This is a genomic window from Amycolatopsis sp. NPDC000009, assembly GCF_055563465.1.
In genome coordinates this window covers 283,910-305,242 of record NZ_JBVHDI010000007.1, presented here as the reverse complement: position 1 = coordinate 305,242, position 21,333 = coordinate 283,910, and the positions used below count along the sequence as shown (strand labels likewise).

Genomic DNA, 21,333 nt, shown 5'->3' with positions numbered 1-21,333 from the left:
GCTATTCCGCGTTGAAGCGGAAGCCGACGCCGCGGACCGTGGCGATCCGCCGTTCGCCGTCGCCGTTCCCGCCCGGTTTGCCCGCCCGGCCGGCGGCTTCGTCGGCGGCTATGGCGAGCTTCCGGCGGAGCCACGACATGTGCATGTCGAGGGTCTTCGAGGTCTTCGATTCGAGGTCGTTCCACACCTCGGCGAGGATCTCGTCTCGGCTGACCACCTGGCCCGCGCGGCTCATCAGCACCCGGAGCAGCTCGAATTCCTTGTTCGCCAGCTGCACCTCGTGCAGGTCCACGGTGACCATCCGGGCACCGAGGTCCATCCGCACTCCCCCGGCTTCGAGCACGTCCGGCGCCCGGCGGCGCAGCAGTGCCCGGATACGGGCCAGCAGTTCGGCCAGCCGGAACGGCTTGGCGACGTAGTCGTCGGCGCCGGCGTCGAGCCCGACCACGAAATCGACCTCGTCGGTGCGCGCGGTGAGCATCAGCACCGGCACCTCGGTACCGCTGGCGCGCAGGCGGCGGCACACTTCGAGCCCGTCCATCCCGGGCAGGCCGAGATCGAGGACCAGCAGGTCCACCCGGTCGCTCTCGGTCGCGTCGAGGGCGGCCGGGCCGTCGGCGACGACCCGCACGTCATACCCCTCCCGCTGGAGTGCGCGGGAAAGCGGATCGGCGATGGCCGGGTCGTCCTCGGCGAGTAGCACCATGCTCACCTGGCCAACTCTACGACTGCCGGGCGTGAAACCATCGTCACCGTGCCTGGCTACGAGAATGATCTGGAACTCGCCACCCGGCTGGCCGACGCCGCCGACGCCATCACCACCGCCCGGTTCCGCGCGCTCGACCTCGCGGTGGAACGCAAACCCGACCGGACGCCGGTCACCGACGCGGACACCGCCGTCGAGGACGCCATCCGCGCGATCCTCGCCGCGGACCGGCCGGACGACGCGGTGCTCGGCGAGGAGCGCGGCGGCACCGCCGCGACCGGCCGTGCCTGGGTGCTCGACCCGATCGACGGGACCAAGAACTTCCTGCGCGGTGTCCCGGTCTGGGCGACGCTGATCGCGCTGGTCGAAGACGGCACGCCCGTGGTGGGCATGATCAGCGCGCCCCTGCTCGGCCGCCGCTGGTGGGCCGCCGAGGGCGACGGCGCCTGGATGAGCGACTCCGCCGGGGAACGCCGTATCTCGGTGTCGAAGGTCGCGTCGCTCGAAGACGCCTATCTGTCCACAACGGACCTGAACTCGTGGACGGAGTACCACTCCCGTGAGAAGTACCTGGATCTCGTCGACGCCTGCTGGGAAAGCCGCGCGTTCGGCGATTTCTGGCACCACTGCCTGGTCGCCGAGGGCGCGGTCGACGTCGCCGCGGAATGCATCGTGAACCCGTGGGACGTCGCCGCGGCCCAGGTGCTGATCACCGAAGCCGGTGGCCGGTTCAGCGACCTGAACGGCGAAGCGCGCTACGACAACGGCTCGGCGCTTTCGACGAACGGGCTGCTGCACGACGAGGTCTTGGCGATCCTGAAGCGCTGAACGCGCGTGAAGGCCCCCTTCCCTCGGCTCAGCCGAGGGAAGGGGGCCTTCACGCGCATCGGGGGCCGGGGCTGCCGGGCCAGCTGGGAAGCGTGCTCCAAGGGGCCGCCAGTTGCGAAAGCCACTTTCGCAACCTTCAACGTTGCGAAAGTGGCTTTCGCAACTCCCCGGGTCAGCGGGTCACTGCGCCCCGGGCAGCAGGCCGACGGCACCGCGCGCGACCTGCGACCAGGCGAGACGCCCGAAGAGGTAGTGGCAGGCGACCTGTTCGCTGGTGAACCGGGCCCAGTCGTACCGGTTGCCCTGCTCACGCCAGAAGACCTCCCAGGCCGGTTCGGCGCCTTCTTCCTCGGTGCGCATGAGGCACCACGCGTTGTCCGCCTCCGCGCCGACCGACACCACTTCGGGTGGCACACCCAGTGCGGCCAGCCACCGCAGGATCGTCCCCGTGTTCACCGAACCTCCCCCGTGACGTCCGCCAGGAAGCCCAGCGTGACGAGTTCATCGGCGCCCAGCACCGTGCGGAAGCGCACCCCGCCGCCGGGCTGGCCGAACCCTCCGGCGGTCACCGAACGCCAGGCCGGCAGCGCCCGCACGACGCGGTAACGCCGATACGAGGTGACCAGATCGGGTGGCAGCGAGCGCATCGAAAACAAGGTCGCGTCCTCGGCGAACACCCGGCCGTGCTGATCGCCGAAGCGGTCGAGATGGGTGCCCACCTCGAGCACCACCGGCCTCGCCGGGTCGGCGTCGTCCGGCCACAGGTGGCCCGTTCCGGTCACGAACCGCGCTTTCCAGTCCTCTTCGGACATTCCGCCCCACGGGTCGTGGCCCCTGCTCAACCCCGCCGGGGGCGCGACGCCCGGCGCCGTCGGCGAGCGCCGGAAACCACTGCTGACGTGGGACAGCGCGTCCAGGTCGTCGAGCAGGTCCGCCTCGGGATGATCCTGCGGGCCCGAACCGCCCTCGGGGAGCGGCAACTGGCGCTCGGGTTTCGCCATCGCGACCGGCAGATGCCCGATGGGGAACATGTGCACGAGGAACAGCGCGATCACGCTCTCCCGCTCGGTCCGCAAGGCCCCCATGGGGGGTGGAGCGACGGGCTGGGGCGGGAACGGCACACGCAGCGGCGCCACCGCGGGCGGCCACGGCGAAGGCGCGTACGAAACGCGCGCCCCGTGCGGCGGGGTCGGGGCGTCGTACTCGGCAGGCAGCCGGATCGGGCCCGTTCCGGCCTCGCTCGGATCGGTCACCGCACCTCCCCCAAGGAATCGAATCCCACCGGTGACGGGGGAGGCAGCGGACAGGACGCGTTACGACCTTAGCGCCGACCGTCGCTCGCGTCGGCGAATACCCGGAAGCGCGCGAACGTTCAGCCGGCGAGCGCGTTGACCACCCGGGACGGGCTCGGCCTGCCCAGTTTCCCGGCCATCCACTTGCTCGTCGCCACCAGCGCGTCGAGATCGACACCGGTTTCGACGCCGAGACCGTCGAGCATCCACACGAGGTCTTCGGTGGCGAGGTTCCCGGTGGCCGATTCGGCGTACGGGCAGCCGCCGAGCCCACCGGCGGAGGAGTCCACAGTGGACACACCGCAGCGAAGGGCGGCCAGCGTGTTCGCCAGCGCCTGGCCATAGGTGTCGTGGAAATGGACGGCCAGGGTGCCGACGTCGGCGAACCGCCCGATCAGCGCCTCGACCTGGCCCGCGGTGGCGACGCCGATGGTGTCGCCGAGCGAGAGCTGCGAACAGCCGAGGTCGAGGAGCCGTTCACCCACCCCGGCGACCTGCGCGGCCGGGACGGCGCCTTCCCAGGGATCCCCGAAGCACATCGACACGTACCCACGGACGTCGAGCCCTTCGGCCCGTGCCCTGGTGACGACCGGCTCGAACATCGCGAACTGGTCGTCCACCGTCGAGTTGAGGTTCTTCTTGGCGAAGGTTTCGGTCGCGCTGGCGAAGATCGCGATATGCGAGACCCCCGCCTCCAGCGCCCTGTCCAGCCCGCGCTCGTTCGGGACGAGCACCGGATACCGGACGCCTTCGTGCTTTTCGAGCCCCGCCAGGAGTTGCTCGGCGTCGGCCAGCTGCGGCACCCACTTCGGGCTCACGAAACTGGTCGCCTCGAGCGTGGTCAGCCCGGCGGCGGCGAGCTTGTCCAGGAACTCCAGTTTGATCTCGACCGGGACGATCGACTTCTCGTTCTGGAGACCGTCACGCGGGCCGACCTCCCAGATCGTCACCCGCTCCGGCAACGTGGCGGCCGACGGGACGCGGTCGGGCAGCCCCAGCTCTCGCGTGCCCATCAGCGCCGCCGGTTTCCGCGCGGCGGGTGCCCCGGTGGCGGAAGCGGTTCGGTCTGCTGCGGCGCACCCGGCGCGAAGTCGTCGTACGGATTGTCGTTGACTTCGCGGTAGATGACCGTGTGCACCCGCTCGACCTTGGGGATGTCGTCGAACTTCAGCGGTTCGTCCGAAGCGGACTCGATCACCAGCGTGCCGCAGCCGAACACGCGGTCCAGCAGCCCGTGCTCGAACTGGACACTGTTGATCCGCGACAGCGGGATGTCGATCCCGGTCCGCTTGAGCACACCTTCACGGGCGATCAGCCGGTCCGTGGTCACGATGAAATGCGTCGTGCGCCAGCGGACGAACGGTGCCAGGAAGAGCCACACGACGAGACCGAGCCCGACCGCGGCGATCGCGATCTCCGAGATCAGGTCCCACGGGGTCGTCGCGTCCTTCGCGACGACGGCCAGCCAAATCCCCAAGCCGAGCGTCACGATCAGCGCGAGGAACGGGAAGATCAGCATCTTGAAATGCGGGTGACTGTGCACCACGACGTGCTCGTTTTCGCTGAGCAAATCGTCCGGATAGGCCACGACGGACGCTCCCAAAGTGTGTTCGGCGCTGGTGAGCTCACCGTACCGGCGAACGGTCCCCGCGGAAGAGGAGACGCCGGAAATCGAGACGCACGGATCAGGCCTTGGCAGGCCGGACGTGGACGACGTCGCCGGCGAACACCGTGTACCGCTCACCACCCGGAACGTCGACCTGGAGCTGGCCGGCGGGATCGATGTCGGCGGCGCGTCCGGTCAGGGCCGCTCCGTCGGGCAGCTGGACCTCGACGTCCTGGCCCAGCGTGGCGCAGTACCGCCGGTAGTCCCCGAGCAGTCCGGCCTCGGCCAGCGACCCGGCGGCGAGCCGCCAGCGGCGTTCGAGCTCGTCGAAACCGGTGAGCAGCCGCGAGGCGATCTCGGCGCGATCGGTCTCCGTCGCGCCCTGCTCGGCCAGCGAGGTCGCGGGCAGGCCGCCGGGCCCGGCCGGGACGTTTTCGCCGAGCGGCAGCACGTTCAGGCCGATGCCGAGGATCACGGTGGTCTCGTCGCCGGCGACGGCCTCCGCCAGGATGCCAGCGCATTTGGCGCGCTCGGGGCCGGCGAGGACGTCGTTCGGCCACTTGAGGACGGCGTCGACGCCGAGGCCCGCGGCGACCTCCCGCACCGCGAGGCCCGCGACCACGGAAAGTGAACCCAAATTGGCGAACGGGACACCGCCGGGACGCAGCAGGACACTGACGTAGAGGCCCGATCCCTTCGGCGAGGCCCACTGCCGCGCGCGGCGGCCGACCCCGGCCGTCTGCTCTTCGGCGATCAGCACGGTGCGGTCTTCGGCGCCCTTCGCGGCGGCTTCCCGCAGGTCGGCGTTGGTGGACCCGGTGCTCTCCACGACCTGGATCGCGGCGTACCGGCCGGACAGCGTGGCACTCAGGCGCCCGGCGTCGAGCGCTCCCGTCTCACTCATTCGTCCAGAATATGAGAGTCCCCCTAACGTGCAAGGCGTTCGCTCGTTACGCAGAGGTGGTCTCCAATAACCTGGACGGCGTGACTGAGCCCGACCCGGCCCCGAGCGCGCCCGAAACCAGCCGGAAGAAGTCTTGGGCGCACGGCGTGGCGATGCGCGGCCTGGTCGCCCTTCCCCTGGTCGCGGGGCTCGCGACGGCGGGCTGGCTGCTGGCGGGAGGCAACGATCCCGCCCCGGCCGACGGGCGTCAGCCGATTCCCGTTCCCGCCGCCAAGCAGGATCCGGCCACCGTCGGCGGCGGCGCGGGTCCGTCGGTGCTCGAAGTCAGCGCGCCGGTGAAGGCGCAGGAGACGCCGAAGGGTGCCCGGCCGCTCGAAGAGTGGGCCAACAAGCTCGCCGGTGCACTCGACATCCCGGCGAAGTCGCTCATGGGCTACGCGAACGGCGAACTGGCGCTGCGCGGCGAGCAGCCGAACTGTCACCTGTCCTGGGTCACCCTCGCCGGGGTCGGCGCGGCGAGCTCGAACCACGGACGGGGCGGCGACAACCCGCTCGGCCTGTCCGCGCAGCAGTGGAAGAAGCACGGCGCGTCGATCCCCGGTATCGCGAAACCCGCGCTCACCGATCCCGACTCCGCCTCGGTCGCCGCCGGCCGCGCCCTGTGCGCCTCCGGGGCCGACCTCGGCGGCGGCAACGGCTGGTGGAAAGCGATCGCCGGATACCAGGGCGGCAAGGGCAACGACGCCGAACTGTTCCGCCAGCGCGTGCTGGGCAACGCCCAGCTGTACGCGACCCTGTCCCTCGACCCGGCCCGCGCCGACAGCCCCGCCGTGAAGGCGACCAGGTTCGCCCTCGGCCAGCTGGGCCTCCCGTACGTGTGGGGCGGCAACGGTCCCGAAGCGGGCGCGGCGGGCTTCGACTGCTCCGGTTTGACCAAGAAGTCCTACGACGAAGCCGGGATCTCGCTCCCGCGGACCGCGGACAGCCAGTTCCGGGCGCTGCCGCAGGTGCCCGGCGAGCCGAAACTCGGCGACCTCGTGTTCTACGGGAACCCGGCGACGCGGATCCACCACGTCGGGCTGTACCTCGGGAACGGGCTGATGATCAACGCGCCCACCCAGGGCCAGGCGGTCCAGATCCACACCTATCACTCGAAGGGCGACGACTACACGGGGGCGGGAAGGCCCGCGGCCTGATTACGGCGGTCCCGGCTCCCATCGCAGCCGATGGACGGCGGGCATCGGCATGTCCCGGGAGAACGGCCAGCCGATCCCCGGCCTGACCCCGGCCAGCAGGCGGGACACGAAGGTCCCGTGACTCCCCACCAGCACGACACCGCCGTCATGTTCCTCCGCGAGCCGGTCGACGGCGGCCATCGCGCGTGCCGTCAGCTGCCGCAGGCTCTCGGCGCCCGGCCGCGCGAAATCCGGATCCGCCCAGCTTCGCTCGTAGTGCCCGGCGTAGTCCGGTGTCGGTTCCAAGCCCGAGTCCCACTCGCGTAGTTCCCACCGGGTCGTGACGTCGAGCCCGGCCTTCCTGGCCGCGGGCTCGACCGTCGCGACCGCTCGCCGGTACGGGCTCGACACGACCGCCGTCGGATTCATCGCGGCGAGCTCGTGCGCGAGCAGTTCCGCGGCCGCCACGCCCGCCGCGGTCAGCGGCCGCTCCGGGTCGTCGGGCCTTCCCAGCGAAGGCGGAACGGATTCGGCGTGCCGGATCAGGACGACGTCACAGCTCACGCCCGCTCGGCCAGCCACTCCAGCGCCGCCTCCCCGTGACGGAGGACCGAGACGTGCCCGTCCTCGGGAAAGACGCGCGACTCGGCCGTCGCGCACTGCCGGGCCAGCCATTCGCCGTGCGCGGGCGGCACGATCCGGTCCGCGCCGCCGTGCAGGTGCAGGGCCGGGGCCCGGACGTCGGACGGCGCGAACCCCCACGGCGCGACGTACGCGAGGTCGTCGTCGATCAGCGCGCCGGGCCCGCCCTCGACCGCGGGACCGACCACGTCGAGCACCCAGTTCCAGTCGCCCGCCAGGGCCGCGTGATCCGCCGGGGTGAACATCTCGGCGTCGTATCCGGCGGTCGCCTCGTACCGCTCCTTTTCCGCCCGGCCGGCCGCGGCCGCCGTCAAAGAGGCGACTCCCGCCGCGCCCATCCCCGCGAACCAGTCCAGCCCCTCGGCGTCGTACGGAGCCAGGCTCGCGACGCAGACCAGCGCCGTCACTCGTTCCGGCACCAGGGCCGCGCAGGCGAGGGCGTGCGGCCCGCCTCCGGAATGCCCGAAGACCGCGAACCGCTCGATCTCCAGGGCGTCGGCGATCTTCTCGACGTCCGACGCCGCCGACGCGACATCCCGGCCGGGCCGCGGCGAGGAACCGCCGTAACCGGGCCGGTCGTAGGAGACCCACCGCAACCCGAGCCGCTCGGCGGCCGCGAACAGCGGGACCGGCGGGGCGCCGATGTTCGGGGTGCCGTGATGCCAGAAGACCACCGGCCCGGCCCCACCCGTGTCGTAAGTGTGAAGGGTGGTCCCGTCCCCCAGGTCCACGTCGGACTCGCTCACCATGGCCCGAGGGTAGGGCACTCTGGAGCCATGTCGCGCTATCACGAGATCAAGCACCGGGTGGCCACGACCTTCCAGCGCCACGTCGGCAACCCGATCCTCGGACGTCTGCCGTCCCAGCCGATCCTGGAGACCACCGGCCGCAGATCCGGGGTGCCCCGGCACACGCCGATCGGCGGCCGCCGGGTGGGCCGCTCGTTCTGGATCGTCTCGGAGTTCGGCGAGAAGTCGCAGTACGTCCGCAACATCCAGGCCGATCCGCGGGTCCGGGTCCGGCTCAAGGGACGGTGGCACACCGGCACGCCGCGCCTGCTCCCCGACGACGACCCGCGCGCCCGGCTGAAGACCCTGCCCACGGTCAACAGCGCCGCCGTGCGGGCGATCGGCACGAACCTTCTCACCATCCGGGTCGATCTCGACGACTGAACGTTTGCCTTGACGCCAAGGGCAAGGTTTACGCTCGGCTCCATGCGGATCGGCGAACTCGCCGCGCGCACCGGAACCACCACCCGCGCGCTGCGTTTCTATGAGTCACAAGGGCTTCTCGACGCACGGCGCGCGTCGAACGGCTACCGGGAGTACGACGAGGACGACTACCGCCTGGTGAACGAGATCCTGACCCTGCAAGCGGTCGGGCTCAGCCTCGAAGACACCAGGCCGTTCGTCGAGTGCCTGCGCGCCGGGCACGAGACCGGCGACTCGTGCGCCGATTCGATCGAGGTCTACCAACGCAAACTCGCCGAGGTGGACGCCTGTCTGGCCAGGCTCAACGACGTGCGGGACAGCCTGCTGACCAAGCTGGCGGGCGCGCTGAAAACGCCGCCGGGGCCGTGCGTCGTCGTGCCACGAACCGAGGAGGCCTGAATGTCCCTTACCGTCGTCACCGACGAAACCTTCCAAGAGCTCGTCCTGGATCAGGACACGCCCGTCCTGGTGGACTTCTGGGCGCAGTGGTGCCCGCCCTGCCACATGATCGCGCCGGTGCTCGAGGAGATCGCCGAGGAGCGTGCCGGCACACTGCTCATCCGCAAGCTCAACTCCGACGAAAACCCGCTCACGGCACGGAACTATCAGGTCATGTCGCTGCCGACACTGATCCTTTTCCGGGGCGGGAGTCCAGTGTGGACGAACGTCGGGGCCCGGCCGAAGGCCAAGTTGCTGGCCGATCTGGACGCCGCTCTGCAACCCGCTCTCTCGTGAGCGGTAAGGCAGACGTGTCTGGTGCGGCGGGCGGTCCGCGCGGCCGCTGTCGGCGATCGTGGCTTTCCCTACCTTGACGGCAAAGTCACCTGATTCCTGTTCACTACTGCTCAGTCGCGGGTCTGGTGTCCCCAATGTGGCATTGGAGGCACTGAGCGTCCCCAATGCCACATTGGGGACACCAAACCGCAGGCGCGGTCCGTGAAGGCCTCCTTGAGGGACTCTGGGTCCCTCAAGGAGGCCTTCACGGACGTAATTGTGTTGCGCGAGGGGCCGCCCGTCCGCATCCTTCCTCCATGACTTCGACCCGCACCTTCCTGAACCCGTCCTCCGTCGTCCGACGGGTGCGGGTGCAGCAGCAGGCCGGGTCCTGGCGGAGGCCGGCACCAGTCCGGCCGTGAGCGCCGCGCTCGTCGCGGGCCTGCTCGCCGGGTATGGCATCGCCATCCCGGTGGGCGCGGTCGCGACCTATCTGGTGGTACTTACGGCCCGGTCGGGCCTCAAGATCGGCGCGTACGCCGCGCTCGGCGTCGCCACGGCCGACGGGTTGTACGCGCTGATCGCGGTTCTCGGCGGCGGCAGGCTCATTCCCGTCATCGAGCCGATCGCCGTACCGCTACGCTGGACGTCGGTGGTGGTCCTGCTCGCGCTGGCCGTCCACATCGGACTCAGCGGGATCCGGACCTTCCGCGATTCCGCGAAAGCCGAGGTGACACAGCCGGTCACGATCGGTCCGGCGAAGGCCTACGCGAGCCTGCTCGGGATCACGCTGCTGAACCCGACGACGGTGGTCTACTTCGCGGCGCTCGTACTCGGCAGCGAGGACATGGCCGCGGCGAGCGGAGCGGAACACGTGGTCTTCGTGGCCGCGGCGTTCGCGGCCTCGGCCAGCTGGCAATTGTTCCTCGCGGGTGGTGGCGCCATGCTCGGCAAGGCGTTGACCGGACGCCGAGGGCGGCTGGTGACCGCGCTGGCGTCGAGCGTGCTCATCACCGTGCTCGGGCTGCGACTGCTCTGGTGAGGAAACAGCCGCGAATCGCGGACCGTGGTTGTCCGCATCGGTTGCGAGGCTGTGCCCATGACCGAAACCCAGGAACGCACCGCCGACCTCCACACCTACCTCGCCTACAACGACGCCCCCAAGGCCCTTCGCTGGCTGGAACGCGCCTTCGGCTTCGAGACCACCACGGAGTACCCCGACGACAAAGGCCTGATCCTGCACGCGGAACTGCGGCTCGGCGAAGTCAGGATCATCGTGTTCAGCGCGGAGGAGGACTACGACCGCCCGGTACGCAAGGGCGAAACCGTCGGCCATGGTCTGTACGTGAGCCTTCCGACGCAGGAAGCCGTGGACGCCGTGTTCGCCTCCGCCCTCGAAGCCGGCGCGACGTCGGTCTGGGAACCGGTGAACACCGAATGGGGCAACTACCGCTGCCGCGTCGACGACCTCGAAGGCTACGAATGGACTTTCGGCACGTACGTCCCCGGCGAACCGCAAAGCTAGAGCAACCGCGCGAACCACTCGCGGCTTCGGCGAAGCAGATCCAGCTGGTGTTCCCGTTCGGAGATCCTATGACCTTCGCCGGGATAGACGACAAGATCGTGTTCGACGCCGAAGTGGCGTAGTGCGCGGTGGAAGAATTCCGCTTGGGACAACGGGACGTTCGTGTCGTCCGCACCGTGCACGATCAGCACGGGGGTCTCGATCTTCGACGCGTAGGAGATCGGGCTGAGCTGATCGTGCCGGTGCGGGCCGGTCCCTTCCCAGCCGATACTCCCGGCATGCGCGGATTCCACCAGCGGACCGAGTTCACCGGTCGCGGCGAGCATTCCCCAGTCACAGATCCCGGCGATCATCAGCGCCGCCTTGAACCGGCGGGTCTGCCCGACGGCCCAAGCCGTCATGTATCCGCCGTGACTCCCGCCCACGATCCCGAGCCGCTCCGGATCGGCCACCCCTTCGGCCACGAGGAGGTCGATCCCGGTCTCGATATCGCTCCATTCCTCCAGCCCTACCCGGCCCCCGACGGAAGCGGCGAATTCGTGCCCATGACCTTGCCCCCCACGGGGATTCGGCAGGAAGACGGCGTATCCCGCCAGGGCCAGCCACTGCGCCGACGGGAACCAGCCGAGCATGAAGCGGTCCGCATGCCGGTCGTACGGTCCACCGTGAACCCGCGTGACCAACGAGAAAGGCCCATCGGCCCGAGTCCGTCCCGGCGGCAGAACGAGCAGGCCGTCCAACGCGTGACCATCGGACGCCTTGTAGGACAACCGTTCTTGGGAGCCCCACGAAATCTCGGCGAACTCCGGCGCCGTGTCGCTCACGCGCGTCAGGGGTCCACCGATTAGTCCACAATGGACATCCATCGGACGATGAGCGGTGCTCAGCACGGTGACCACGATCTCGCCATCCGAGGCCAGCGCATCGGCTTGCCCGCGCCACAACGACACTTCACCGGCACCGAGCCGATGGAGAGCCGTGTCGAGACCGTCGGCGACGAGCATCAGCGGAGCACCGGAATCGACCTGCGCGAGCTTGACCGGGCAGGCCGATTCCGGTGTCAGGTTCCGGTGCTCCCCCGTTTCCACGGGCACGTCGAAGACCGCCCGGCCGCCCACCACTTCCGGATTCCCGAGGTACGCGACGTGCCAGCCCCCCTCGTCGCGCCACCAAACGGGGCAGGTGGCTTCGAACGCGGCCCTGCCGAGCTCGCGCCGCTCACCGGTTTCCAGATCCAGCACGGAAAGCCGGGGTTCGAGACTGCCGGGATCGACTTCCGGCGTCGGCCACGTCACCACGGCGAGCGCCCCGTCGTCCTGACGGCGGGCCACGTCGACGGCGTGGTCCTCGACCAGCGTCGTGATCTCACCGGTCCGTGGATCGAAACTCCGCAGCCGCGCCGGGCGAAGGCTCTCGCTCCAGACCCAGATTTCCGCGGCGGGCGTCTCGTCCTCGGCGATGAACACGATCCGCTCACGCATCGGGAGAAACGCCGTGATCTCACTCCGCCAGGCGAACAGCGGCCCGTCCTCCGTGTGAATCAGCCCGTCCCGGAGGAAGTAGAGGGAATCCGGTGACCACGCGGGCGAGGAACCTTCAGCCACCTTTCGCGGCTTCTCGCCGCCGTCCACAGCGGCGAGCCAGATCTCGGGGACGCCCTTCGCGATGGTCGAGACCTGGTAGGCGATCCACCGTCCATCCGGGGAGAGCGCGGGGTTCGACGGGACACGGCTGTCGACGATCAGCTCAGCGGTCAGCATGTGTTCATACTGCCGACAATGCCTTCCCCAGCGCATCGAGCCAATCGGCCGTGCCCTGCTCCCGCCACGCCGGTTCTTCGTGGCCGTCGAGGAAGGTGCCCTGCTCGGTCAACGTCAGCCGGGTGCCGCCCTCCTCGGCTTCGAGCAGGACCGTCGTGACCGACACCGTCGCCAGGACGTCGTCCGCGGAGAGCCTTCCCGCGTAGACGATCCGCTCGTTTTCCGCGATGTCCTCGTAGCGGGCTTCGAAGACCGGCCGCTTGCCGTCGCCGGGGCCGCTGATGACCTCGCGGCCGCCGACCCGGAAGTCCAGGGAGTGCCCGCCGCCGGGCACGGTGATCCAACCGGCCTTCGCGGCCGGATCCGACCAAGCGGCGAAAACGCGTTCCGGCGTCACGGGATAGACGCGCTCGAGGGTGAAAGTGGCGTGTTTGACGGTCATGACCTTTTCCCTTCGTCGGAGTCCAGAACGCCGCCAAGGCGATCGAGCCGGTGTTCCCAGCCGGTGCGCTGCCCGCCGAGCCAGTCCTCGGCCATCCGCAGCCCCTCCGGTTCGAGGTGGCAGGTGCGGACGCGCCCCGCCTTCTCCGACCGGACGAGCCCGGCGGCCTCCAGCACCTGGAGGTGCTGCATCACGGCGGGCAGCGACATCGACAACGGCTGCGCGAGCTCCCCCACTGAGGCGGGTCCCCGGGTGAGGCGCTCGATCATTTCGCGGCGCGTCCCGTCGGAAAGCGCCTTGAACACCTGGTCCATGCTTTGGTTAGGCACATGCTTAACTATCCGCCCACGCCGAGCGATAGTCAAGTAGATGCTTAACTTTCCGCGGTCATGCCCTCGACGAGCAGCCACTGCGACGCGAGGTACGAAGTCAGCACGAAGGTTTCGAGGTTGGCCCGCACCCGCTCGCTGGTGACGAAGTCGCGGCGGATCAGGATCGCCAGATCCGACGCGGAGAACAGCAGCGCGCCGGCCGCGATCCAGGTGCGGCGGTCACCCGACGGGACCACCATCCCGCCCGAGACCTTGGCCTTCGGCGCCAGCACCGGGTCGGCCGCGAGGGTCGACGTCGTGCTCAGCAGGCCCCCGTAGACCGAAAGCACCGAAGAGACCGGAGAGGGCTTCGGCAACGCCATCGCGACCGCGGCCGCCGCCCACGCCGCCAGCCGGGGCGGCGCGGTCGCCGCACGCGGACGAGCACCGCGGCGCCACAACAGCGCGGAATACAGCACCTGCATGACACCGAACGACGTCGCGCCCCGGATCAGCTGGCCGTCCTCGTCGGACCTGCCCATGAAGTGGTCGCCCGCGCCCGCCGCGATCAACGCGGTGACGAGCAGGCCCTTCTCCCCCGGCGCGAGCCCCCGCGAACGCGCGACCCTGGCGGCGAGCACCGGGACCGCGGCCGGTTTGGTCGCGAGTCGCAGCTTCCGATTGCCTGTCCGCGCGGAGTACACCGTGCCGATCGCGGCACCGGCGAACAACACCCGTTCGGCGAATTTGAGAGCCTTCACAACCACCTCCGGAACTTATCTCCGGGTAAGTTACCAGGCGGTCAGCTGATTTCAGACGGCTTCGCGGAAGGTGTTCCGATAGGCGCTCGGCGAGACCCCCAACGCCGCCTGCAGATGCTGGCGCAGCGACGCGGCGGTGCCGAAGCCCGCTTCGGTGGCGACCTTGTCCACCGGCAGATCGGTCTCTTCGAGCAGCTGACGGGCCCGTTCGATCCGCTGCTGGGTCAGCCATTGCAACGCCGAAATCCCGACTTCGTCGCGGAACCGCCGCGTGAACGTCCTCGTGCTCATCGCCTCTTTCGCCGCCAGCTCGCGCAGTGTCAGCGGCCGGTCGAGGTTCTCGAGCGCCCAGGCCCGCGCCGCCGCCGTCGAAGAGGACTGCGGCTCCGGCACCGGCCGCCGGATGAACTGCGCCTGCCCGCCCTCGCGATGCGGCGAGACGACGGTTCCGCGCGCGACCTCGTTCGCGATCGCGGCACCGTGGTCGCAGCGGATCATGTGCAGGCAGAGGTCGATCCCGGACGCGACGCCCGCCGCGGTCAGGACGTTGCCGTCGTCGGTGTAGAGCACGTTGGGATCGAGGGCGACCTTCGGGAACTTCGCCTGGAAGTCCAGCGCCGAACGCCAGTGCGTGGTCGCCTTCCGGCCGTCGAGCAGGCCGGCGGCGGCGAGTACGAAGGCACCCGTGCAGATCGACGCGATCCTGACCTCCGGCCGGATCAGTTCCAGCGCCCGCGCGAGCGGCTCGGTGAGGTCGTGCCCCGACGGTTCGTATTCGGTGGACGACGCCGGGATGACCACGGTGTCGGCCTCGGCCAGCACCTCCGGCCCGAGCGGGACCGAGATCGTGACGTCGGCGTCGGTCCGGATCTGCCCCGGCTCCGGCGTGCAGGTGACGACCTCGTAGAGCGGCTCGCCGCCGGCGGACTTGGCCGTGCCGAACAGGCGGGCGACGATGCCCAGCTCCATCACCAGCATTCCGTGACGGACCAGCACGGCGACCCGATGGCGGCCGGGATGCACGAAAAAGCCCATGGCTCGATTCTTGCACATGTTGTCCATCGGGCCACTCGTCTCGGCCGGGAGAACGCGCGACGGTGGGGTCATGAACGTGCTGTGGATCTACGCCCATCCGGAACCCCGGTCCCTCAGTGGCTCGCTGCGCGATGAGGGGTTGCGCGCCCTGCGCGCCCAGGGCGCGGACGTCCGGGAATCCGATCTGTACGCGATGAAGTGGAAGGCCGTGGTCGACGCCGACGACTTCGGCCGGGCCGCTTCCCCGGACCGGCTCATCGTCGGCTCGACGTCGAAGAGCGCCTTCGAGACCGGCGAACTCGGCGAGGACATCCGCGCCGAGCACGAAAAACTGGCGTGGGCGGACGCCGTGATCATCCAGTTCCCGCTGTGGTGGTACGGAATGCCCGCCATCCTCAAGGGCTGGTTCGACCGCGTCTTCGTCAAGGGTTTCGCTTACGGCGTCCAGCGTCACGACGGCCGGACTGCGCGCTACGGCGAAGGGGTGCTTGCCGGGAAACGCGCCATGGTCGTGCTGACCGCGGGCGCGCCGGAGGCCACGATCGGTCCGCGTGGCGTGAACGGCGACATCGGCGACCTGCTGTTCCCGTTGCAGCACGGGACACTCTGGTACGCGGGCATGTCCGTGCTTCCCCCGCTGACGATCTGCGGCGCCGACCGGGTTTCGCCCGAGCAGTACGAAACCGCCGCCGCGTCGCTGCGCGAACGGCTGCGGACGCTGTCCACTCAGGACCCGATCCCGTTCCGCCGCCAGAACGGGGGCGACTACGACGACGATCTGGTCCTGCGCGCGGGCCTCGCGCCGGGGAGGGGCGGGATCGGCGTCCATCTGTCCCGATGATCTCCACCCTGGGGATGACCTCCGCCGGACGGACGCGCACGCACCCCACATCCGGTTAAGTTCGCCGTATGAAACAGCCGTCGGCGCTCCCCCAGCGGGTGGCGTACACGATCGACGCGCTCCTCGCGCTGGTGCTCGTCGTGGCCGTCGGCGGGAACCTGGCGGCGAGGACCTGGACGTTCCTCGTCGCCATCCCGATGTGGCTCGCCTGGGCGACGGTGGCCGCCAGCGGGATCGCGATCGCGCTGCGGCGACATCGGCCGCTGGTCGCCTACGGCCTCGGCCTCGGCAGCCTGGTCCCGGCCCTGCTCGCCGGCAACGGGCTGGGCCCGGCCGCGCTCCTGGCCACCGCGTGCGCCCTGTACACGGTGGCACTGGAACACCCCCGCGCCCGCTCGCTGATCGCGATGGGTCTCGGCCTGGTCGTCGTCATGATCTTCGAGTTCCTGCGGCTCGGGCCGAACACGATCGCGTCGACGGCCTTCGCGGGCGGCGGGGTGGCCGGCTCGTGGGCGCTGGGCTGGATGACGCGGCAACGGCGCGCGAACCTGGCCCAGCTCGCGGAAACCCAAGCCGATCAGGCGGTTTCCGACGAACGGCTGCGCATCGCCCGCGAGATGCACGACGTCGTCGCGCACAGCATGAGCCTGATCGCGGTCAAGGCGGCCGTCGGCAACCATGTCGCACGGGAACAGCCCGAAGAAGCCCGCGAAGCGTTGCGGGTCATCGAACTCACCAGCCGGGAGACGCTCGTCGAACTCCGGCGGATGCTCGGCGTCCTCCGTTCCGGTGACGGGACGCCCGAAGCCGCGCTCGGCCCCGCGCCGAAACTCGCCGATCTGCGGACCCTGGCCGAACGCGCCGGACAGGCCGGGGTGCGCGTCGAGCTGACCGGCGAGGTGGTGGACGACCTCCCGGAAGGTGTCGCGCTTTCGGTCTACCGCATCACCCAGGAGGCGGTGACCAACGTCGTGAAGCACGCAGGACCGTCGGCCTGCCGGGTCACGATCACCGAAGGTCCCGGCGAGGTCAGCGTCGAGATCGTCGACGACGGGCGCGGCGAAAGCTCGTCGTCGACGCCCGGCGGGCACGGTTTGATCGGCATGCGCGAACGCGTCGCCGTCTACGGTGGTGACTTCGAAGCGGGCCCGCTGCCCGCCGGGGGATTCCGGGTGTTCGCGCGGCTGCCGTACGCCGCCAAGGAAGTGGGGACACGATGATCCGCGTACTGATCGCCGACGACCAGGCGTTGCTGCGCGGCAGTTTCCGCGTGCTCGTCGACAGCGCGCCGGACCTCGAAGTCGTCGGGGAGGCGAGCGACGGCGCGGAGGCCGCGGAACTCGCCGAGAAGGAACGCCCCGACGTCGTGCTGATGGACGTCCGCATGCCCGAGCTGGACGGGATCGAAGCGACCCGGCGGATCTGCGCGTCGGCCACCACCGAAGGCGTCCACGTGCTGATGCTGACCACGTTCGACCTCGACGCCTACGTCTATTCGGCGCTGCGCGCGGGCGCGAGCGGATTCCTGCTGAAGGACACGCCGCCCGCCGAGCTGCTGAGCGCGATCCGGGTCGTCGCGGCGGGCGAAGGACTGCTCGCCCCTTCGATCACGCGAAGGCTCATCGCCGAGTTCGCCCGGCTGCCCGACCCCGGTCAGCGCGTCGCGGCCTCGCTGGACAACATCACCACGCGCGAACGCGAGGTCCTGAGCCTGATCGCGCGCGGTCTGTCGAACGACGAGATCGCCAGGACCCTGCATCTCGGGCTGGCGACGGTGAAGACGCACATCGGTCACCTCCTGCACAAACTCGCGGCACGGGACCGGGCGCAGCTGGTGATCGCGGCGTACGAGTCCGGCCTGGTCCGCGCCTCCGTCCCGTGACGTCCACCCAATCACGCGTGTCGTCCGTCCAGTCACGCGTGTCGTCCGTCGGATCACATGTGCCGTCCGTCCAGTCACGCGACACCCCACACCGCCCCTGCCCCCAAGGAACGGACGTTGCCTACGCCACACGCGAAGTGACCGTCGAGTAGCTAGGCTGCGGTTTCATGAGCAGTGCGACGGAGCCGCTCGGGACGCCGCCCGAGGACGAACCGGACATCCACACGACGGCCGGCAAGCTGGCCGACCTGTACCGCCGGTATGACGAGGCGGTGCACGCGGGTTCCGCGAGGGCGGTGGAGAAACAGCACGCCAAGGGCAAGAAGACCGCCCGCGAGCGGATCGACCTGCTGCTGGACGAGGGCTCGTTCGTCGAGCTCGACGAGCTCGCGAAGCATCGCTCGGTCAACTTCGGCCAGGAGAAGAACCGGCCCTACGGCGACGGCGTCGTCACCGGTTACGGCACCGTCGACGGGCGTCCGGTGTGCGTGTTCAGCCAGGACGTCACCGTCTTCGGCGGTTCACTCGGTGAGGTGTACGGCGAGAAGATCGTCAAGGTGATGGACCTGGCGATCAAGACCGGCCGCCCGATCATCGGCATCAACGAGGGCGGCGGCGCGCGGATCCAGGAAGGCGTCGTCTCGCTCGGCCTGTACGGCGAGATCTTCAACCGCAACGTCAAGGCGTCCGGCGTCATCCCGCAGATCTCGCTGATCATGGGCGCCAACGCGGGCGGGCACGTCTACTCCCCCGCGCTGACCGACTTCGTGGTGATGGTCGACAAGACCTCGCACATGTTCATCACCGGTCCCGACGTCGTGAAGACCGTGACGGGTGAAGAGGTCTCCTTCGAGGAGCTCGGCGGCGGGCGCACGCACAACACCCGTTCGGGCAACGCGCACTACCTCGGCTCCGACGACGAAGACGCCATCGCCTACGTCAAGGAGCTGCTCTCGTTCCTCCCGGCGAACAACCTGTCCGAGGCGCCGCTCTTCGAGACCGACTCGGCGCCGGGTGCAGGCTCGAGGTACTCCTCTCCGGCGAGAGCCCATGGGCAGAGCTTCGACGACGTCACCGAATCCGATCGCGAACTCGACACGCTGATCCCGGACTCGCCGAACCAGCCGTACGACATGCACGAGGTCATCAACCGCATCGTCGACGACGGCGACTTCCTCGAGGTGCACGAGCTGTTCGCGCCCAACATCCTGGTCGGCTTCGGCCGGGTCGACGGGCGCAGCGTCGGCATCGTGGCGAACCAGCCGACCCAGTTCGCCGGCTGCCTCGACATCGACGCCTCCGAGAAGGCCGCGCGCTTCGTGCGCACCTGCGACGCGTTCAACATCCCGGTGCTGACCTTCGTCGACGTCCCCGGCTTCCTGCCCGGCACCGACCAGGAGTGGAACGGCATCATCCGGCGCGGCGCGAAGCTGATCTACGCCTACGCCGAAGCGACCGTCCCGCTCGTCACCGTCATCACCCGCAAGGCGTACGGCGGCGCGTACGACGTCATGGGTTCGAAGCACCTCGGCGCGGACATCAACCTGGCCTGGCCGACGGCACAGGTCGCGGTCATGGGCGCGCAGGGCGCGGCGAACATCGTGCACCGCAAGACCCTCGCCGCGGCCGCCGCCGACGGCAAGGACGTCGACGCGCTGCGCGCCGAGCTGATCCAGGAGTACGAGGACACGCTCCTGAACCCGTACGCGGCGGCCGAGCGCGGCTACGTCGACTCGGTGATCGTGCCCGCGCACACCCGCGGCCACATCGCGAAGGCGCTCTCTCTGCTCCAAGGCAAACGGGAGACGCTGCCGCCCAAGAAGCACGGGAACATCCCGCTGTGACCGCGCCCGAGACCCCGCTGCTGCGCGTCGTCCGGGGCAACCCGGACGACGCCGAGCTCGCCGCGCTGACCGCCGTCGTCGCGGCGGCGGCCAGTGCGCGGGCACCGGAACCGGCCCCGAAACGGGATTCGTGGTGGGCGGACAAGGCTTCGCTCGTCCGGGCGCCGCTCGCACCCGGCGAAGGGGCTTGGCGGGCTTCGGCGCTGCCTCGCTGAAAGCGGCTCCGCGGGCTATCGTGACGGATCCGCCGACCGCGATCGCCCAGAAAGCCGTGCGTGACGAATCAGGACCTGCTCTCCACCGAATTGCGCCGTCTGCGCAAAGCCGCCGGGTTGTCCGGTACCGAAGCGGCCAGGCTCACCGGCCTCAGTCAGTCGAAGGTCTCGCGGGTCGAAACCGGCGCGTTCATGCCGACCGAGGAGCAGGTCGTAGCGCTGTGCCGCGTCTATCGCGCGCCCGCGAAGGTCCGGCGGGCGCTCGTCGCGATCACGCGGGACCTCCGTGAGGAGGCGTCGTCCGCCCGCGTCGTCCTCCAGCGCGGTGCCTGGCGGATGCAGCAGCGCATCGGCAAGATCGAGACGGCGTCCGCCCGCATCCGGAGTTTCCAGCCGACCATCGTGTTCGGCCTGCTCCAGACCCGCGACTACATCACCGCCCTGTTCGGTGATTCGCTGCCGGCCGGCGAACGCGACCAGACGGTGGAGGCCAGGCTGGAGCGCCAGCGGATCCTCGACTCGAACCGCGCTTTCCACTTCGTGCTCACCGAAGGAGCCCTGCGCTGGAACATGGGCGGCGCGACGACGATGGTGGCCCAGCTCGATCACCTCGTCGAGGTGTCCCGGCGCGGCCGGGTGCGCCTCGGCGTGATCCCGTGGACCGCACCGGTTTCGGTCCCGGTCCTCCACGGTTTCGACATCTACGACTCGCGCGCGGTGCTCCTCGGCACTCAGACGGCCACGGCGCTCGTCACGGACGAACGCGAAGTGGCCGACTACGAGAAGAACTTCACCGAAGTCGAGCACTACGCCACCTACGGCGAAATCGCCTGTTCGCATCTGACGCGGATCGCCGCCGACTACCGACAGCTCGCGACCGATTCACTTCGGTGACCTAATACCCTTTGCCTTATGCACTCCGAGAGTGCATCGTGAGTAAAGCAGTTGTCGGTGAAGGCGCCTTTTCGTGCGCCGAACGCGATCACCGAAGCCGTTCACCGACCAGCAGGCACAGATCACCCGATCTCGCCAACCTTGCTGCCGAGCAACCCGTCTACTTGCCGAAACAGTCACTGGGGAAAGGGCCTCCGATGACCACCTGGCACGAGAACATGACCGGCTGGCACAAGTCGACCTACACGCACTGGGAAGAGAACGCCTGCGTCGAAGTCGGCGCCGCGCCCGGCCTGGTCGGGATCCGGGACACCAAGCAGTGGGCGATGCCGGACGAGACCCGGCCGATTCTGGTGCTCCCGGCCGAGTCCTTCGCCGCGCTCCTCGAGCACCTCGGACGATGAACGACGTCGCCGAGCCGTACATGGTCCACGATCCGCGGGAGATGGCGGGCCAGCTGATCAACGGCAAGTGGATCGTCGCGCGGTGGGAGCACCTCGGGGAGGACGAAGACCTCGACCACTGGATTGCCGTCCTGCGGAGCCACTGCGAAGAACTCGACGTCGATCCGTACTTCATCAACATCCCGAGGAAGAGCCTGACCATCGTCTTCAACGGCGCGCTCCCCGCGCCGACGTTCGAACAGCTCGAGAACTCGATCGCGGCCATCGAGTACCACCGCTTCCTCGACCGCGAAATCGGGGGACCTCGCGTCTCGTGAGTGGTAAGGACGGTTAGAACCGTC

General features: G+C 69.5%; 28 protein-coding genes. 15 read left to right on the top strand and 13 right to left on the bottom strand.

What is annotated here, in order from left to right:
* Position 1: 1 nt before the first annotated feature.
* Positions 2 to 706 carry a response regulator transcription factor gene (locus tag ACZ3HL_RS21750; RefSeq protein ID WP_465417361.1) on the bottom strand — a complete coding sequence of 235 codons (705 nt, stop codon included), beginning with the start codon at positions 704 to 706 and terminating at the stop codon, positions 2 to 4.
* 39 nt (positions 707 to 745) lie between these two features.
* Between ACZ3HL_RS21750 and hisN the strand changes: the two genes are divergently transcribed.
* Complete coding sequence (hisN, locus tag ACZ3HL_RS21745; RefSeq protein WP_465533182.1) at positions 746 to 1,534, top strand: histidinol-phosphatase; 789 nt, start codon at positions 746 to 748, stop codon at positions 1,532 to 1,534.
* Positions 1,535 to 1,714: 180 nt separating this feature from the next.
* Here the strand turns inward: hisN and ACZ3HL_RS21740 are convergent, their stop codons facing one another.
* From ACZ3HL_RS21740 to ACZ3HL_RS21720, 5 genes are all read right to left on the bottom strand, one after another.
* Positions 1,715 to 1,990, bottom strand: coding sequence for a hypothetical protein (locus ACZ3HL_RS21740; protein WP_016331362.1), 276 nt, complete (start codon positions 1,988 to 1,990; stop codon positions 1,715 to 1,717).
* Positions 1,987 to 2,787, bottom strand: a complete 801-nt coding sequence (locus tag ACZ3HL_RS21735; protein WP_465533098.1) for a TNT domain-containing protein — start codon at positions 2,785 to 2,787, stop codon at positions 1,987 to 1,989. Before ACZ3HL_RS21735 ends, ACZ3HL_RS21740 begins: the two co-directional genes overlap by 4 nt.
* Positions 2,788 to 2,906: 119 nt before the next feature.
* The gene (locus ACZ3HL_RS21730; RefSeq protein ID WP_465533096.1) at positions 2,907 to 3,839 is read right to left on the bottom strand and encodes a hydroxymethylglutaryl-CoA lyase; all 933 of its coding nucleotides are present in this window, start codon (positions 3,837 to 3,839) and stop codon (positions 2,907 to 2,909) included.
* Positions 3,839 to 4,414, bottom strand: a complete 576-nt coding sequence (locus tag ACZ3HL_RS21725; RefSeq protein WP_465533094.1) for a PH domain-containing protein — start codon at positions 4,412 to 4,414, stop codon at positions 3,839 to 3,841. The genes ACZ3HL_RS21730 and ACZ3HL_RS21725 overlap by 1 nt, the downstream gene beginning before the upstream one ends.
* 97 nt (positions 4,415 to 4,511) lie before the next feature.
* Complete coding sequence (locus ACZ3HL_RS21720; RefSeq protein ID WP_465417166.1) at positions 4,512 to 5,336, bottom strand: biotin--[acetyl-CoA-carboxylase] ligase; 825 nt, start codon at positions 5,334 to 5,336, stop codon at positions 4,512 to 4,514.
* Between the two features lie 80 nt (positions 5,337 to 5,416).
* Here ACZ3HL_RS21720 and ACZ3HL_RS21715 point away from each other — a divergent pair, with 80 nt between their 5' ends.
* A complete protein-coding gene (locus ACZ3HL_RS21715; protein ID WP_465417168.1) occupies positions 5,417 to 6,532 on the top strand; it encodes a C40 family peptidase in 1,116 nt (371 codons plus the stop codon).
* Here the strand turns inward: ACZ3HL_RS21715 and ACZ3HL_RS21710 are convergent, their stop codons facing one another.
* Entirely contained in the window at positions 6,533 to 7,075 is a 543-nt protein-coding gene (locus tag ACZ3HL_RS21710; RefSeq protein WP_465533092.1) for a histidine phosphatase family protein, read from the bottom strand.
* Positions 7,072 to 7,902: an alpha/beta fold hydrolase gene (locus tag ACZ3HL_RS21705; protein ID WP_465533090.1), complete on the bottom strand. Its 831-nt coding sequence runs from the start codon at positions 7,900 to 7,902 to the stop codon at positions 7,072 to 7,074. Before ACZ3HL_RS21705 ends, ACZ3HL_RS21710 begins: the two co-directional genes overlap by 4 nt.
* 27 nt (positions 7,903 to 7,929) lie before the next feature.
* On the opposite strand from ACZ3HL_RS21705, the gene ACZ3HL_RS21700 reads away from it, so the two are divergent.
* From ACZ3HL_RS21700 to ACZ3HL_RS21680, 5 genes are all read left to right on the top strand, one after another.
* Complete coding sequence (locus tag ACZ3HL_RS21700; protein ID WP_465533088.1) at positions 7,930 to 8,325, top strand: nitroreductase/quinone reductase family protein; 396 nt, start codon at positions 7,930 to 7,932, stop codon at positions 8,323 to 8,325.
* A gap of 42 nt (positions 8,326 to 8,367) precedes the next feature.
* Positions 8,368 to 8,763 (top strand): MerR family transcriptional regulator, encoded by a 396-nt coding sequence (locus ACZ3HL_RS21695; RefSeq protein ID WP_093934887.1) that lies wholly within the window; start codon positions 8,368 to 8,370, stop codon positions 8,761 to 8,763.
* Positions 8,764 to 9,099 (top strand): thioredoxin, encoded by a 336-nt coding sequence (gene trxA / locus ACZ3HL_RS21690; protein ID WP_465533086.1) that lies wholly within the window; start codon positions 8,764 to 8,766, stop codon positions 9,097 to 9,099.
* Positions 9,100 to 9,496: 397 nt separating this feature from the next.
* Positions 9,497 to 10,120, top strand: a complete 624-nt coding sequence (locus ACZ3HL_RS21685; protein WP_465417180.1) for a LysE family transporter — start codon at positions 9,497 to 9,499, stop codon at positions 10,118 to 10,120.
* Positions 10,121 to 10,177: 57 nt separating this feature from the next.
* Complete coding sequence (locus ACZ3HL_RS21680) at positions 10,178 to 10,603, top strand: VOC family protein (RefSeq protein WP_465417183.1); 426 nt, start codon at positions 10,178 to 10,180, stop codon at positions 10,601 to 10,603.
* Here the strand turns inward: ACZ3HL_RS21680 and ACZ3HL_RS21675 are convergent.
* Genes ACZ3HL_RS21675 through ACZ3HL_RS21655 form a run of 5 tightly spaced genes read right to left on the bottom strand, consistent with a single transcriptional unit; the run spans position 10,600 to position 14,939 of the window.
* The gene (locus tag ACZ3HL_RS21675) at positions 10,600 to 12,363 is read right to left on the bottom strand and encodes a S9 family peptidase (RefSeq protein WP_465533084.1); all 1,764 of its coding nucleotides are present in this window, start codon (positions 12,361 to 12,363) and stop codon (positions 10,600 to 10,602) included. The genes ACZ3HL_RS21680 and ACZ3HL_RS21675 overlap by 4 nt on opposite strands.
* A 4-nt stretch (positions 12,364 to 12,367) precedes the next feature.
* Entirely contained in the window at positions 12,368 to 12,805 is a 438-nt protein-coding gene (locus ACZ3HL_RS21670) for an SRPBCC family protein (RefSeq protein ID WP_465417190.1), read from the bottom strand.
* Complete coding sequence (locus ACZ3HL_RS21665; protein WP_465533082.1) at positions 12,802 to 13,134, bottom strand: ArsR/SmtB family transcription factor; 333 nt, start codon at positions 13,132 to 13,134, stop codon at positions 12,802 to 12,804. The genes ACZ3HL_RS21670 and ACZ3HL_RS21665 overlap by 4 nt, the downstream gene beginning before the upstream one ends.
* 44 nt (positions 13,135 to 13,178) lie before the next feature.
* Entirely contained in the window at positions 13,179 to 13,877 is a 699-nt protein-coding gene (locus ACZ3HL_RS21660; RefSeq protein WP_465533080.1) for a lysoplasmalogenase family protein, read from the bottom strand.
* Between the two features lie 51 nt (positions 13,878 to 13,928).
* Positions 13,929 to 14,939, bottom strand: coding sequence for a GlxA family transcriptional regulator (locus ACZ3HL_RS21655; RefSeq protein ID WP_465533180.1), 1,011 nt, complete (start codon positions 14,937 to 14,939; stop codon positions 13,929 to 13,931).
* Positions 14,940 to 14,982: 43 nt separating this feature from the next.
* Here ACZ3HL_RS21655 and ACZ3HL_RS21650 point away from each other — a divergent pair, with 43 nt between their 5' ends.
* The 8 genes from ACZ3HL_RS21650 (at position 14,983) to ACZ3HL_RS21615 (ending at position 21,309) form a co-directional block, all read left to right on the top strand.
* Positions 14,983 to 15,753 (top strand): NAD(P)H-dependent oxidoreductase, encoded by a 771-nt coding sequence (locus tag ACZ3HL_RS21650; RefSeq protein ID WP_465533078.1) that lies wholly within the window; start codon positions 14,983 to 14,985, stop codon positions 15,751 to 15,753.
* A gap of 68 nt (positions 15,754 to 15,821) precedes the next feature.
* Positions 15,822 to 16,973, top strand: coding sequence for a sensor histidine kinase (locus ACZ3HL_RS21645; protein WP_465533076.1), 1,152 nt, complete (start codon positions 15,822 to 15,824; stop codon positions 16,971 to 16,973).
* A complete protein-coding gene (locus tag ACZ3HL_RS21640; RefSeq protein ID WP_465533074.1) occupies positions 16,970 to 17,635 on the top strand; it encodes a response regulator in 666 nt (221 codons plus the stop codon). Before ACZ3HL_RS21645 ends, ACZ3HL_RS21640 begins: the two co-directional genes overlap by 4 nt.
* A gap of 167 nt (positions 17,636 to 17,802) precedes the next feature.
* Positions 17,803 to 19,479 carry an acyl-CoA carboxylase subunit beta gene (locus tag ACZ3HL_RS21635; protein ID WP_465533072.1) on the top strand — a complete coding sequence of 559 codons (1,677 nt, stop codon included), beginning with the start codon at positions 17,803 to 17,805 and terminating at the stop codon, positions 19,477 to 19,479.
* Positions 19,476 to 19,694: an acyl-CoA carboxylase subunit epsilon gene (locus tag ACZ3HL_RS21630; protein WP_125680154.1), complete on the top strand. Its 219-nt coding sequence runs from the start codon at positions 19,476 to 19,478 to the stop codon at positions 19,692 to 19,694. Before ACZ3HL_RS21635 ends, ACZ3HL_RS21630 begins: the two co-directional genes overlap by 4 nt.
* A 60-nt stretch (positions 19,695 to 19,754) precedes the next feature.
* Positions 19,755 to 20,588 (top strand): helix-turn-helix domain-containing protein, encoded by an 834-nt coding sequence (locus ACZ3HL_RS21625; RefSeq protein WP_465533070.1) that lies wholly within the window; start codon positions 19,755 to 19,757, stop codon positions 20,586 to 20,588.
* 197 nt (positions 20,589 to 20,785) lie between these two features.
* Positions 20,786 to 20,992, top strand: a complete 207-nt coding sequence (locus ACZ3HL_RS21620; RefSeq protein WP_465417216.1) for a DUF397 domain-containing protein — start codon at positions 20,786 to 20,788, stop codon at positions 20,990 to 20,992.
* Positions 20,989 to 21,309, top strand: a complete 321-nt coding sequence (locus ACZ3HL_RS21615) for a hypothetical protein (protein WP_465417218.1) — start codon at positions 20,989 to 20,991, stop codon at positions 21,307 to 21,309. Before ACZ3HL_RS21620 ends, ACZ3HL_RS21615 begins: the two co-directional genes overlap by 4 nt.
* The last annotated feature ends 24 nt before the right edge of the window (positions 21,310 to 21,333 follow it).